This is a genomic window from Mitsuokella apri, from assembly GCF_051886055.1.
Classification (GTDB): domain Bacteria; phylum Bacillota; class Negativicutes; order Selenomonadales; family Selenomonadaceae; genus Mitsuokella.
Genome location: NZ_JBJEXT010000049.1, coordinates 70,509 through 84,423, shown reverse-complemented (window position 1 = coordinate 84,423; position 13,915 = coordinate 70,509). Strand labels below are relative to the sequence as shown.

Here is a 13,915-nt window from a genome sequence, read left to right as displayed (position 1 = left end):
GAGCTTTCCCTTTATGACAACCATGGACTTAACAAAACTCACGACAGAGCGCCGCAATCCGGCTTCTGCCCATATCGATACCTGCACGACGCTGGAGATGGTCACGATCATGCAGCAGGAGGACAGCAAAATCTCGGCTGCAATAAAGAAAATCTTGCCCGCCATCGCCAAAGCGATTGACGCGACAAGCCAACGCCTGAAAGATGGCGGCCGCCTCTTCTACATCGGTGCCGGCACCTCAGGACGCCTCGGCATTCTCGATGCCTCGGAATGCCCGCCGACTTACGGCACGGACCCGGAACTCGTGCAGGGACTCATCGCCGGCGGCATTCCCGCCATTTTTCGCGCACAGGAAGGCGCCGAGGACAATCCCGCTTTAGCAGTCAAAGACCTCAAGGAACACAATTTTTCAGCAAAGGATGTACTCGTCGGCATCGCTGCCTCAGGACGCACGCCCTACGTCATCGGTGGCCTGCAGTATGCCCATGAGCTCGGTGCCCTGACGATTGCGCTCTCCTGCAGCGAGCATTCAAAGATTGCCGCCCTCGCCGACATTGCCCTGACCCCTGTCACCGGCCCTGAAATCGTCACGGGCTCGACGCGCATGAAGGCCGGCACGGCCCAGAAACTCGTACTCAATATGCTTTCAACGGGTACGATGATCAAACTCGGCAAGGTCTACGGCAACCTCATGGTCGATGTCAGGGCCAGCAACCAGAAACTCCGCGAACGCGCCGTGCGCATCGTCATGGAAGGAAGCGGCTGTGAGCGCGGTGAAGCGGAAAAAGCCCTGGCTGCAGCCGACGGCCATGCCAAGCTCGCCATTCTTATGGTCGTGACGGGCATTTCCGCATTCGAAGGCCGAAATGCTCTCGAAAAAGCATATGGCCATCTCGCTGCGGCCATACGGCAAACACTCGGCAAAGCCTCAGCACAGGAGGAAACCGCCCATGAATTATGAAGATATTGCCTGGCAGGTTTATCTCCTGACGGGACCTGCGGAAAATATCCAGTCCGTCACACACTGCATGACGCGGCTGCGCCTTGTCCTCGTGCATAAGGATGAAGCGATGCTCGCCAAGCTCAAAAAAATAAACGGCGTGCTCGGCGTCCATGATGCCGGCGAAGAGCTCCAGATCATCTTCGGTCCCGGACGCGTGGACCGCGTGACCGAGGCATTTTCGGCCCTGCTCAGCAACCAGTCTGCCTCAAAAGAGCAGGACAGTACCGACAGCGGGGAAGAAAAAGCGGCTCCTTCTGCTCTTTCCGCTCCTTCGGAAGCAAAATCTTCGCCAACGCCGCCAAAGACCAGTACAAAAGCCGCTGCCGAAGCCGCCAAAGTCGGCGACGGCAAAGCCCTGCACGCAAAAATACGCGCGAAGAACGCCACGCCGCTAAAGCTTCTCTTTAAGCGCATCGCCAGCATCTTCATTCCGCTGATTCCAGCCTTCATTGCCTGCGGCCTCATAAGCGGCACCTTAAATGTCGTCAGCAAGGTTGACCCTGCTTTTGCGCAGACGGCCGTCTATCAGCTCCTGGCCATTGGCGGCAGCACGGTCTTCTGGGGCATGAATCTCTTTGTCGGCTACAACGCGGCCAAGGAATTTGGCGGCACGCCGATTTTGGGCGGCATTTTAGGCGCCCTGCTCGCCCATCCGGGGCTCGCCTCGGTCAATCTCACAGGCGAACCGCTCGTGCCGGGACGCGGCGGCGTCATTTCCGTGCTGCTCGTAGCCGCCCTCGCCGCCTTGATTGAAAAACAGCTGCGCCGCATCATCCCCGAGATGTTCAGCCTGTTCCTCACACCGCTTTTCACCTTTTTAATCTCTGGCACCATCGCCATCTGCGTCCTGCAGCCCTTAGGCGGCTTTCTGTCCGACTGCATCGGCACGGCTGCCACGAGCGCCATCGGCTCCGGCGGCGCCATCACGGGCTTTATCTTAGGCGGCACCTTTCTGCCGATGGTCATGCTCGGCATCCATCAGACGCTCACGCCGATTCACGCGGAACTTCTCGCGCGCTATGGCGTGACCATCCTGCTGCCCGTACTCGCCATGGCCGGTGCCGGACAGGTCGGCGCCAGTTTTGCCGTTTACTGCAAGACGAAAAATCACTTCCTCAAAAAAACTATCGCCTCGGCTCTGCCCGTCGGCATCATGGGAGTCGGCGAACCCCTGATTTACGGCGTGACCCTGCCCCTTGGCAAGCCCTTCATCGGTGCCTGCATCGGCGGGGCCTGCGGCGGCGCGGTGCAGGCCCAGTTCATGGTCGGTGCGGCGACACTCGGCATTTCGGGACTGCCGCTCGCGGCTGCCACGGACCAGATTCCCATTTATCTTCTCGGACTTGTCACGGCCTATATCGGCGGCTTCATTGCCACATGGCTCATCGGCTTCGATGACCCGCCGGAAGAAAGTTGAATACTGACTTTTGCATGAGCAAATGTCTGCAAAAGAAAGGAAGTTTTATATGGAAAACGGTATTTCCCTTTATCCGGGGCTCGACAACACGCCCGATGAAAACCTGCTACTCCTCGCCAGAGCCGCCCGCGCCGGCATTTCGCGCATCTTCACCTCCCTGCATATCCCGGAAACCAACGTCAATGCCTTAAAAAAAGAAATCGGCGTTCTCTTAAAGGCCGCCCGCCATCGTCATATGGAAGTCATTTCCGATGTTTCTCCCGCAACCATGAAACTCCTCGGCCTGCCCGAGTTCAATCCCACGGCCTTCCGCATGCTCGGCATCACGACATTGCGGCTTGACTACGGTTTTTCTGCGGAGGAAATTGCCTCGCTTTCCCACCGCTTCCCGGAAATGCGCTTTCAGCTCAACGCTTCGACCATCACGCACCGCCTTCTGCAGGATTTGCAGGACGCCGGCACGGATTTTGCCCGCATCGATGCCCTGCATAATTTTTATCCGCGCCGCGGCACAGGGCTCAGTGAACAGGCCCTCGTGCACGCAAACATCCTGCTTCATCACTACGGCATCCGCGTCGGCGCCTTTGTCCCCAGTCAGGACGGACGCCGCCGCTCCCCGCTGAAAGACGGCCTTCCGACACTGGAGGAACACCGTGATGAAGCAGCGGAGGTCTCGGCCCGTCATCTCGTGGCTCTTGGCTGTGATTCTGTCTTTCTCGCCGATTCACTGCCGACGGATGAGGAAATCGCCGCCCTCGGAGCCCTGAAGGGGGACCAGATTACACTGCGTGCCCGGCTGCTGACAAAAGACCCCGTACAGCGAAAATTACTTTCTCATACGTTCACGTCACGACTCGATGAAGCGCGCGACGCCATCCGCGCACAGGAAAGCCGCCCTCTCTTAAAGAAAATGAACGCTGTCATCGAACAGGACAACGCAACCATGCGCCCCATTGGCGCCATCACGATTGACAATAAAGGCTACGGCCGCTACATGGGCGAACTCCAGATTATCCGCACGCCGCAGGAAGCCGACCCGCGCACGAATGTCGCCGCGATGATCGATGAAAGCGAGTGCAATATGCTGCAGTACATCACCCCCGGAAGAAAGTTTTCATTCCAGTTCGATGCAGAAACTGATATAATATAAGTATATGTAAGTAGTCGGAGGAATACGTTATACCAATGAACGATAATCTCAGAAAGAACGAGCTCTGTGACCTTTGCGAGATCAATCATCCCCATCCGGATAAGATACACGACGCACTGTCGCACAGACTCGATGACGAAACCAGCCTGCGTCTTGCCGACCTCTTCAAGATCTTAGGTGACAAGACCCGCATCAAACTACTCTCGCTGCTTGTCGTAGAAAAAGAAATGTGCGTCTGCGATATCGCGGAATCCCTGCAGATGGGACAGTCGGCCATCTCCCACCAGCTGCGCGTGCTGCGCGCGGCCAGACTCGTGAAATACCGCAAGGACGGCAAGGAAGCGTTTTATTCCCTCGACGATGACCATGTCGTCAAACTCATGTGTCAGGGTCTCGACCACGTACGCGAATCCATGACCTGACACGGGTTTGCGCAGATTTCCAGCGACTTTTATAGACTTTTGGAACTTCTTTTGGAACTTTTGGAAAGGACCCGATTCATATGCACAGGAGTCATTTTATAAAAGCCGGTCTCATTGCCGGACTCTTTTCCCTGCTTTTTTCCGCGACAGGCCTTGCCGCGCCTGTGCTCAAACTCAATTCTTCAGGACGCGACGTCATGCTCCTGCAGCAGAAGCTCCAGAATGTCGGCTATACGATCAAGGACATCGATGGCATTTACGGTGAGGAGACGAAGCGCGTCGTCACGCAGTTCCAGCGCGACAACAACATTCGTCCGACTGGTATCGTCAACAACGCGACGTGGCGGGCCCTGCGGGACACAAAGTCGATTTACCACGGTTCCATAAAGGACAAAGAAGCCCTGCTCGAACGCATCAAGAGCACGGCGCCAAACTACGGCCCGACCGTCCCGAACAACAAGCCCATCCTCGACCGCAGCAAGGTCAGCAGTATCATCTCAACGGCAAAATCCTACATTGGCGTGCCCTACAGCTTTGGCGGCGCCACGCCCAAGGCCTTTGACTGCTCGGGCTACCTGCAGTACGTCTTTGGCAAGAACGGCATCAGCATCCCGCGTCTCGCCGACGACCAGTACCGTCTCGGCCTGCGCACGACGAGTAAGAGCCAGCTTGAACCCGGCGACCTCGTCTTCTTCGAGACCTATGAGCCCGGCCCCTCGCACTGCGGCATCTACCTCGGCAACAACGAGTTCATCCATGCCTCCTCAAGCAAAGGCGTCCGCATCGACAGCCTCTCGAACAGCTACTGGCAGCCAAGATACATCGGCGGCAAACACATCGTGAAATAAAGAAACAAAAATCAGGAGATACGTTAAGATATCTCCTGATTTTTTTATGCGGTCATATCGAGAAAAGCCTGATGCAGCCGCGCATCGTGCCCGACCTCCGGATGAAAAGACAGGGCCAGCTGATTCTTATAATGTACGGCCGTCACATGGCCATTCGTCTTCGAGAGGACTTCGACTTCGGGGCTGACTTTTTCAATGTAGGGTGCGCGGATGAAATTTTGACGCATCACGCCGATGTGGCGGACGTCGGCCTCGGTGATGAAACTGCCGAGCTGGCGGCCGTAGGCGTTGCGGCGGACCGTGACGGGCAGGGTCTTAAAGCAGGTCCGCGTGTCGTTACTCAAATGCTCAGCGAGAAGGATCAGTCCTGCGCAGGTCGCAAGCACGGGCATGCCTTCGTCAAGCCACGCTTTTATCGGCTCGTACATGCCCGTTTCCATAAGGATTTTGCGCTGTACCGTGCTTTCGCCGCCCGGCAGCACGAGACCGTCTGGCTTTTCTTTTAGATCTGCCGCATTGCGAAGTTCCACGCACTTGGCGCCGAGTGATGCCAACATCTTTTCGTGCTCGATGAAAGCCCCCTGCACGGCAAGTACACCAATTTTAGCCATATCATTTCCCCCGTTCTGCCATCAGAAGCTTGATTTCTTCCTCGTTGATGCCGACCATGGCCTCGCCGAGGTCTTCGGAAAGCTCCGCAAGAATCTCAGGCTTGTCGTAATTCGTCACGGCCTGCACGATGGCACGCGCGCGCTTCGCCGGATTCCCTGACTTAAAGATACCCGAACCAACAAAAACGCCTTCGGCGCCGAGCTGCATCATGAGCGCAGCGTCAGCCGGTGTCGCCACGCCGCCCGCAGCAAAATTGACGACAGGCAGCCTGCCGTTGTCATGGACGTACTTGACGAGTGCGTACGGCACGGCTAAAGTCTTTGCCGCTTCAAAGAGTTCATCCCCGCGCTTAGCCGTGAGAGATGCGATTTCGGCGTTAATTTTCCGCATATGGCGTACGGCCTGCACGACATCGCCCGTGCCCGGCTCCCCCTTCGTGCGGATCATCGAGGCGCCTTCCGCAATGCGGCGCAGAGCTTCGCCGAGGTCACGGGCACCGCAGACAAACGGCACGCGGAATTTATGTTTGTCAATATGGTAGACGTCATCGGCCGGCGACAGGACCTCGCTCTCGTCAATATAGTCAATCTCGATGGCCTCAAGAATCTGCGCCTCGACAAAATGACCGATGCGGCATTTGGCCATGACCGGAATGGAAACGGCATTCTGGATGCCCTTAATCATCTTCGGGTCGCTCATGCGCGAAACACCGCCCGCCGCCCGGATATCCGCAGGAATGCGCTCGAGTGCCATGACCGCACAGGCCCCAGCCTCCTCCGCAATCTTTGCCTGCTCCGGCGTCGTCACATCCATGATGACCCCGCCCTTGAGCATCTGCGCCAGCTGCTTGTTGAGCTCATAACGATTTTCTACCGATTCCTTCATCTAAAAAGACCTCCTCATCAGCAAGAGCTGAAAAATGATTACAGCCTTTAGTATACGCTTTTCTGACCATACGAAAAGTCTCAATCCATCGCTTTATGATATGGCCAATTTTGTTTAGAAGAAAAAATTTCTCATCTTTGAAGATAAAATCTGACCTATTGCATAAAAAGAAACTGACCTTAGTGAACATTGTGCCGAAAAATCGGTTTAGCCGCAGCACACCGCGCAGTGTTGGCCAGCCCGTTCCGGATTCCCTCATAGAAAAAAACCGCCAGTCACCACAGACCGACGGTTTGTCTCATTCCTATATTATTTGCGGCTCTCCGCCACATCCTTGAAGGCTTTGCCCGCCGCCTCAATGGTGCGGTCAATGTCTTCGTCGCTATGCGCGCCCGACATGAAGAGTGTCTCAAACTGCGACGGAGCAAGGTAGATGCCCTGCTCAAGCATGCTCTTGAACCAGACCTTGAAGGCCTCCTGATCCGAAGCACACGAATCGTCGTAATTGTAGACCTCGTGCTCGTTGAAGAAAATGCCGAACATCGAACCGGCCTGATGCGCCTGAATCGCGACACCGGCTTCCTTAGCCTTTTCGAGCCAGCCAAGCAGCAGTTTCTTCGTCTTGAGCGTCAGCATGCGGCTGTAGTCAGCCTCGCCCGGCTCCGGTTCTGCCGTGATGAGCTTCAAGGTCTCGATGCCTGCTGTCATGGCCAGAGGATTGCCCGAAAGCGTGCCTGCCTGATAGACAGGACCGGCCGGCGAGACCTTCATCATGATGTCGCGGCGTCCGCCATAAGCGGCAACCGGCAGGCCGCCGCCGATGATCTTGCCGAGGCACGTGAGGTCCGGCGTGATGCCGTAGGCAGCCTGTGCGCCGCCCAAAGAAGCGCGGAAGCCGCACATGACTTCATCAAAAATCAGAATGGTGCCGTGCTCTTCCGTCAAACGGCGAATCGTGCGCAAATAGCCCTGCTTCGGCGGCACACAGCCCATATTGCCGGCCACCGGCTCGATGATGACGGCCGCAATTTCGTCGCCCATTTCATCCATGACCTTCGTGATGGCCTCGACATCGTTGTACGGCACCGAAATCGTATCGGCCGCCGTGCCCTTCGTCACACCCGGCGAACTCGGCACACCGAATGTCGCCATGCCCGAACCGGCGTTGACGAGCAGACTGTCGCTGTGGCCGTGGTAGCAGCCGATGAATTTGACAATCTTATCGCGACCCGTATATCCGCGTGCCAGGCGCAGGGCGCTCATCGTCGCCTCGGTGCCCGAGTTGACCATGCGGATGACTTCAATCGACGGATAGACCTTCATGACGAGCTTGGCAAGCTCAGATTCCAAAAGCGTCGGCGCGCCGTAGCTCGTGCCGCGCGTGACGGCTTCCTGCAGGGCCTTGACGACATTCGGATGCGCGTGGCCGACGACCATCGGGCCCCACGAGCCGACATAATCGATGTACTCATTGCCATCGATGTCGAAGATGCGGTCGCCCTTGGCGCGTGCGATGAACGGCGGGTTGCAGTCGACATTGGCATACGAGCGCACAGGGCTGTTGACGCCGCCCGGCATGAGATTCTTGGCTTCATTGAAAGCCGCGAGAGATTTTTCAAGATTCAGCACAGGAATATCCTCCCTTATTCTTCTTCCTTGAGCCACTTAGCGGCATCAATGGCATGGTACGTGATGATGATATCGGCACCGGCACGCTTCATGCCCGTCAAAGTCTCGAGGACAATGCGTTTTTCATCAATCCAGCCGTTCTGGGCAGCAGCCTTGACCATCGCGTACTCGCCGCTGACGTTGTAAACGGCAACAGGATGATGGATGTGGTCGCGGACCTGACGCACGACATCGAGATAGGCAAGAGCCGGCTTGACCATGATGATATCGGCACCTTCCATGATATCGAGGTCGACTTCTTTGAGTGCCTCACGGGCATTGGCAGGGTCCATCTGATACTGGCGGCGGTCGCCGAAGGCCGGTGCACTGTCTGCCGCATCGCGGAACGGGCCGTAATAGCCCGAAGCGTATTTGACGGCATAGCTCATGATGGAGACATTGATGAAGCCGTGTTCATCGAGGGCTTCGCGGATGGCAGCCACGCGGCCGTCCATCATGTCCGAAGGAGCGATGATGTCCGCACCAGCCTCGGCCTGCGAGACCGCGACTTTCTGCAGGAGCTTCAGCGTCTTGTCGTTGTCGACATAGTGGCCTTCGAGATGGCCGCAGTGGCCGTGCGTCGTGTACTGGCAGAGGCAGACGTCGCCGACAATCATGAGATTCGGCACAGCCGCTTTGATGGCCTTGATGGCGCGCTGTACAGGGCTCGTCGGGTCCCAGGCAGAAGAGCCGTCTGCATCCTTGTATTCCGGCAGGCCGAAGACTTCAACGGCCGGAATGCCGAGTTCATAAATCTCTTTGGCCAGCTCTACGGCATTATCAACCGACAGATGATAGCAGTTCGGCATGCTCGGGATCTCTTCCTTGACATTTTCACCCGGCACGACGAAAATCGGATAAACAAAATCCTTAGCCGAAAGAGTCGTCTCCCGAACCATGGCACGCATGGCCGGCGAAATGCGCATACGGCGCGGACGAAGCTTCTGATTATACATGAAAAACATCTCCTAAAAAAATTCAGTAATGAATCACTGCATCAAATTATAGAATCGTCTCAAAACCTTACACAAAAGATACAACAGCAGCCTGCGTGGCATGGCTGACCATAAGCGGAGCTTTGGCCTTCTGCGTTAAGAACCAATTTTTTGCCGACCGGACCCCCGTCAAAAGAGCGTCGTTCAAACGAAGTGCGTTTAGCTCTTTTGATGGGATTCATTATAGAGCAAAAAATTGGTTTAGCAGCAGGCCACGCGGAGCGTTGGGCAGTCATGCCACGCTGCCCTCATGTGCAGAAACGTCCGGAAGGAGCAATGAGCCAACGCTTCGCGCAGCAGGCTGAAGCTTCGCTTATGGCTCACCGCTCCTTCCTCCCTGCCAGTTAGATATGCTGCTCGATTTCCTGAACCAGTCCCTCAATGGTATAAGTCTTGGCCACGATATCCAGCTCAAGGCCGGCTTTTCTTGCTGTCTCCGCTGTCACGGGGCCGATGCAGGCTTTTTTAACGTTCGCAAGAGGCTCTGTGCTGCCGAGCAGTTTGATGAGGTTGTGGACGGTCGAAGAGCTCGTGAAGGTCACGTAGTCGATGCTGCCATCCTCAAGTTCCTTGGTGAGCTCTGCGATTTCTTCCGGGGTGGCTGCTGCCGTCACGGTCTGATAGACCGGCACGACGTCGACTTCTGCGCCCTGTTCGCGCAGTTTTTCGGGCAGGATTTCGCGGGCGGCAGCGGCGCGCGGCAGCAGAATTTTGGCATGCGGCGGCAGTTTGCCCTTCAGGGCTTCGATGATGCCTTCGGCGCGGAATTCCTGCGGGACAACGTCGGCGATGATGCCGTATTCCCTGAGCTTATTCGCTGTCGTCTGGCCAATTGCGGCCACTTTGGCGTAGCCGAGGGCACGCACATCTTTGCCGGCAGTGTAAAGACGGTCGAAGAAATGTTCCACGCCATTCGTGCTCGTAAAAATCAGCCACTGATATTTGTCGAGCTCCGCAATAGCCCCATCGACAGCCGCATACGCATCATCCGGTGCGGCAATGGCAATGGCCGGTTTTTCGATGACGCGGGCACCGAGCTCTTCGAGTTTTGCCGTGAGTTTCGAAGCCTGACTGCGGGCGCGCGTGACGAGCACGGTCCTGCCAAACAGCGGCTTCTGCGCGAGTTTATCGAACCACTGAAGTTTTTCGCGCAGTTTGACGACATCCCCAACGATGAAGATGGCCGGCGGTCTGAGATTGGCTTTGGCCACATCCTCTGCCGCCTTGCCCACGGTCGTCATCAGGACGCGCTGCTCCGGCTTTGTGCCCCAGCGGATGACGGCTGCCGGCGTAGCGGCCGGACGGCCGTTTTTGATGAGCTCTTCTGTGATGTGCGGCAGATTGGCCACGCCCATAAGGAATACCAAGGTGTCAACACCGGTCGCAAGTTTATCCCAGCGGATGTTGCTCCTGCCCTTCGTCGGGTCTTCGTGCCCCGTGATGACGGCAAACGATGTCGCGATGCCGCGGTGCGTAACGGGGATACCCGCATAAGCCGGCACCGAGATGGCCGAGGTGATGCCCGGCACTACCTCAAACGGCAGATGATTTTCCTCGAGCAGCAGTCCTTCCTCGCCGCCGCGGCCAAAGACGAAGGGGTCGCCGCCCTTGAGGCGCACGACGGTCTTGCCTTCCTTGGCCTTATCGACGAGCAGCTGATTGATATCGGGCTGCTTCATCGTATGATGGCTCGAAGCCTTGCCCACATAGATGAATTCTGCATCTTTTGGCGCCCAGCCTAAAATGCGGTCATCTGCGAGCCGGTCATAGACGACGACATCGGCTTTCTTCAGGCAGTCGACTGCCTTAAGGCTGATTAAGCGATAGTCTCCGGGACCCGCTCCGACCAGATATACCATACCTGCCATGTTACTCTCCTTTATGATACACACGGCCAGACGGGAGTTCCCGTCCTGCCGTTCTTCTTACATTTCCTATAAAATCCTCAAGAACAGCTCTCAGCGGTCCAGCAGCAGGCCGATTTCATGCAGAATCGCCAGGCCGCCCATATTAAGCAGCTGATCGGCAAGCTCCGTCCCCATTTTTTCGGCCTCTGCCGCACTGCCCTCTATGGCATCGCGGTAAAGACGCTGACCGTCAAGCGATGCAATGACAGCTTCGACACGCAGGTCACTCTTTCCTTCTGTCTCTTCTGTCGGCACCGCGTAAACGCCGACCGGCACCTGACAGCCGCCTTCGACGCGCGCAAGAAAAGCACGCTCAGCCTTTGCACAGGCCCCGGTTTCCTCATCATTGAGAAAATCGATAAGGCCGCGGATTTCGTCATCATCCTGACGCGTCTCGATGGCAAGTGCCCCCTGCCCGACAGCCGGCAGAACCATGGATTTGGGCAGCACCTCCGTGATGCGGTCCGCAAAGCCCAGTCTTTTAAGGCCTGCCACGGCGAGAATGATGGCATCGAAATGCTCCTCTTCGAGTTTCTTAAGGCGTGTATTGACATTGCCGCGCAAATCGCAGATGTGAAGGTCCGGCCTGGCGTGCAGCAGCTGTGCCTTGCGCCGCAGGCTCGAGGTGCCGACTTTTGCGCCTTTTGGCAGATTTGCAAACGTCTTATACTTCGGGCTTACGACGGCGTCGCCTGCGTCAAAACGCTTGGTGATGGCCGAAATCACAAGGCCTTTGGGCACCTCAGTCGGCATGTCCTTCAGGCTGTGCACAGCAAGGTCGATGCCGCCCTCGAGCATATCCTGTTCGAGTTCCTTCGTGAAAAGCCCCTTGCCGCCAATTTTCGCCAGCGGCGCATCGAGGATTTTATCACCCTTTGTGGTCATGAGCTTCTTTTCCACTTTGAGCTCCGGATATTTTTTCTGCAGGCATCCTGCGACGTAGTCGGCCTGCCATAAGGCCAATTTACTGCTGCGCGTTCCGATAACGATTGTGCCGTTCTTCACTCGTTGCCGCCTCCCCTATCGTGTCGAGCTTGAATAAAGCCCGCATTGCTTCAATATAAAATGCTTCCTGCGGCGTGCCGGCCGAGGCATTGAGCTTCATCATCGGCATGCGCAGAATCTTGCGCACGATCATGCGCGTCATATGCTCAATCTGGCGCCGTTCTGCCTTCGTAAGGTCCGGCAATTTCGAAGAGGCACGCCGAATCTCACGCTGACGGATGCGTTCACAGCGCTCGGAAAGCAGGGCCATGAGCGGGCGAAACGAAAGATACTGGAATTTATCCTCGATGGACTTGACTTCCTCTTCGACAATCTTATGGGCGAGTTTCGCTTCCTGCTGACGTTCTTCTTTATGCTCATCGACCACTTCTTCGAGGGCATCGATGTTGTAGAGCGTCACGCCCTTGATTTGGCTGACATCCGGGTCAACATCGCGCGGCACGGCAATATCGATGAAAAAGAGCTGCCTGCCCTTGCGCTTCGTCATGAGCTGACGCGTTTCCCAAGGCTTGACGACGTAATGCGGCGCACCGGTCGAAGTCACGATGACATCGACATCCACGGCCCGCTTCAGGGCTCCTTCAAAAGGCACGGCCTCGCCGCCGAATTCTGCCGCGAGCTGCTCGGCTTTCTCGATATGGCGGTTCGCCACGTAAATCTCGCGCACACCATGCGAAACGAGGTGCTGAGCCGTGAGTTCCGCCATCTTGCCCGCGCCGAAAATCAAAGCGTTTGACTGTTCCAGTGTGCCGAGCTTTTCCTTTGCGAGCTCCACGGCCGCATAGCTGACCGAAACCGAACTGAAGGCAATGCGCGTTTCCGTGCGCACGCGCTTGCCCGTGGCAATGGCGCGATGAAAAAGCGTATTGAGCACGGTGCTCGTCGAACCCGCCTCGCGCGCAATCGCATAAGCCTCCTTGACCTGCGAAAGAATCTGACCTTCGCCGAGTACAAGCGAATCGAGGCTCGCGGCCACGTTGAAAAGATGCCGGATGCATTCTTCATCAACGAATGAATAAAGATATTCGTCAATATCATCGTCATTGCCGGTCAAATCGAATAAGAACTGCTTGAGCGTGGCGAGGTCTTCCTTGGCATCGTCAACAACCGCGTACATCTCGCTGCGGTTGCAGGTCGAAAGGACCACGGCTTCCGAAAGGCCTTCATATTCATTGAGATTCTCAAGGCCATCGCGTATGGACGGCTTCGGGATGGAAAAGTTCTCACGCACCTCCACGGGTGCCGTTTTATGATTGAGACCTAAAACCAATAACTGCATGTCGAATCAATACCTCCGCCCGGTCCAGCTGGCCGGCCCTGACTAAATTAATCACTTCTCTTGAAAGCGCCAAGCGCCAGAACGTCTGACGCGCATCGCTCGTCGGCAGCTTTTCCTTCATTTCATTCCGTATCTCAGATAGACGCTCCACCCAGATGCCGAACGCCGGCGGGAAAGCCTGTTCGAGCTGACCGCGCAGGCAGCGCGAAAAAGCAGGACTCAAGCCGCCGGTGCCGATGGTCAGCAGGAATTTCCCGCGCCGAATGCTCGCCGGCACGAAAAAATCCGAAAGCTCCGGCTCATCGGCGACATTGACGAGAGCATCCGCTTCTCTCGCCTCAGCAGCAGCCAAGCGGTTAACCTCGTGATTATCTGCCGTACAGAATACCAAAAAGGGCCTGACCCGCCGCAAAAAACCATCTTCATACGGTCTCGCCAGCCAGAAAAAGCATCCCGTCGAAGCTTCCTGATAAAGCGCATTCGTAAGCGATGGTGCCATGATGGTCAGATGAGCCCCCGCCTGCAGCAGGACCTGTGCCTTGCGCTCCGCCACACGTCCGCCGCCTATGATCACGCAGACGCGTCCGGCAATTTCCATATTGATTGGATACTGCACGCTCATCCCTCACTTCAATCTGAATCATCATCAATTACGAATCTCGTTCATTTATTTCAACTACTTTCTTATTATAACTTATGCATCCGCAAAAGAAAAGAAGTCAGG

13 protein-coding genes are annotated in these 13,915 nt (G+C 56.4%); 5 read left to right on the top strand and 8 right to left on the bottom strand.

Going from position 1 to position 13,915, the window contains the following annotated elements; all coding sequences use genetic code 11:
• Window positions 1-22 precede the first annotated feature (22 nt).
• The 5 genes from murQ to ACI4OH_RS07625 all read left to right on the top strand — a co-directional run bounded on the left by murQ (window position 23) and on the right by ACI4OH_RS07625 (window position 4,840).
• The gene (gene murQ, locus ACI4OH_RS07645) at window positions 23-961 is read left to right on the top strand and encodes an N-acetylmuramic acid 6-phosphate etherase (RefSeq protein WP_432647862.1); all 939 of its coding nucleotides are present in this window, start codon (window positions 23-25) and stop codon (window positions 959-961) included.
• Window positions 951-2,420, top strand: a complete 1,470-nt coding sequence (locus tag ACI4OH_RS07640; RefSeq protein WP_439784527.1) for a PTS transporter subunit EIIC — start codon at window positions 951-953, stop codon at window positions 2,418-2,420. Before murQ ends, ACI4OH_RS07640 begins: the two co-directional genes overlap by 11 nt.
• 49 nt (window positions 2,421-2,469) lie before the next feature.
• Window positions 2,470-3,570, top strand: a complete 1,101-nt coding sequence (locus tag ACI4OH_RS07635) for a DUF871 domain-containing protein (protein ID WP_432647859.1) — start codon at window positions 2,470-2,472, stop codon at window positions 3,568-3,570.
• Between the two features lie 35 nt (window positions 3,571-3,605).
• Window positions 3,606-3,992 (top strand): ArsR/SmtB family transcription factor, encoded by a 387-nt coding sequence (locus tag ACI4OH_RS07630; RefSeq protein ID WP_432647858.1) that lies wholly within the window; start codon window positions 3,606-3,608, stop codon window positions 3,990-3,992.
• Between the two features lie 80 nt (window positions 3,993-4,072).
• Window positions 4,073-4,840 carry a C40 family peptidase gene (locus ACI4OH_RS07625; protein WP_439784526.1) on the top strand — a complete coding sequence of 256 codons (768 nt, stop codon included), beginning with the start codon at window positions 4,073-4,075 and terminating at the stop codon, window positions 4,838-4,840.
• Window positions 4,841-4,884: 44 nt separating this feature from the next.
• Here ACI4OH_RS07625 and pdxT read toward each other — a convergent pair whose 3' ends face one another.
• The 8 genes from pdxT to ACI4OH_RS07585 form a co-directional block, all read right to left on the bottom strand.
• On the bottom strand, window positions 4,885-5,451 hold the full coding sequence (gene pdxT / locus ACI4OH_RS07620) for a pyridoxal 5'-phosphate synthase glutaminase subunit PdxT (RefSeq protein ID WP_439784525.1): 567 nt from the start codon (window positions 5,449-5,451) through the stop codon (window positions 4,885-4,887).
• A gap of 1 nt (window position 5,452) precedes the next feature.
• Window positions 5,453-6,337: a pyridoxal 5'-phosphate synthase lyase subunit PdxS gene (pdxS, locus tag ACI4OH_RS07615; RefSeq protein ID WP_439784524.1), complete on the bottom strand. Its 885-nt coding sequence runs from the start codon at window positions 6,335-6,337 to the stop codon at window positions 5,453-5,455.
• A 309-nt stretch (window positions 6,338-6,646) separates the two neighbouring features.
• Window positions 6,647-7,966 carry a glutamate-1-semialdehyde 2,1-aminomutase gene (gene hemL, locus ACI4OH_RS07610; RefSeq protein WP_439784523.1) on the bottom strand — a complete coding sequence of 440 codons (1,320 nt, stop codon included), beginning with the start codon at window positions 7,964-7,966 and terminating at the stop codon, window positions 6,647-6,649.
• A 14-nt stretch (window positions 7,967-7,980) separates the two neighbouring features.
• Window positions 7,981-8,961, bottom strand: a complete 981-nt coding sequence (gene hemB, locus ACI4OH_RS07605) for a porphobilinogen synthase (protein WP_432646379.1) — start codon at window positions 8,959-8,961, stop codon at window positions 7,981-7,983.
• A gap of 383 nt (window positions 8,962-9,344) precedes the next feature.
• Window positions 9,345-10,868, bottom strand: coding sequence for a uroporphyrinogen-III C-methyltransferase (gene cobA, locus ACI4OH_RS07600; protein WP_435721858.1), 1,524 nt, complete (start codon window positions 10,866-10,868; stop codon window positions 9,345-9,347).
• A 90-nt stretch (window positions 10,869-10,958) separates the two neighbouring features.
• On the bottom strand, window positions 10,959-11,912 hold the full coding sequence (hemC, locus tag ACI4OH_RS07595; RefSeq protein ID WP_435721857.1) for a hydroxymethylbilane synthase: 954 nt from the start codon (window positions 11,910-11,912) through the stop codon (window positions 10,959-10,961).
• Window positions 11,872-13,191 carry a glutamyl-tRNA reductase gene (gene hemA / locus ACI4OH_RS07590; RefSeq protein WP_435721856.1) on the bottom strand — a complete coding sequence of 440 codons (1,320 nt, stop codon included), beginning with the start codon at window positions 13,189-13,191 and terminating at the stop codon, window positions 11,872-11,874. The genes hemC and hemA overlap by 41 nt, the downstream gene beginning before the upstream one ends.
• Window positions 13,160-13,807 carry a precorrin-2 dehydrogenase/sirohydrochlorin ferrochelatase family protein gene (locus tag ACI4OH_RS07585; protein WP_432646374.1) on the bottom strand — a complete coding sequence of 216 codons (648 nt, stop codon included), beginning with the start codon at window positions 13,805-13,807 and terminating at the stop codon, window positions 13,160-13,162. Before ACI4OH_RS07585 ends, hemA begins: the two co-directional genes overlap by 32 nt.
• Window positions 13,808-13,915: the final 108 nt, after the last annotated feature.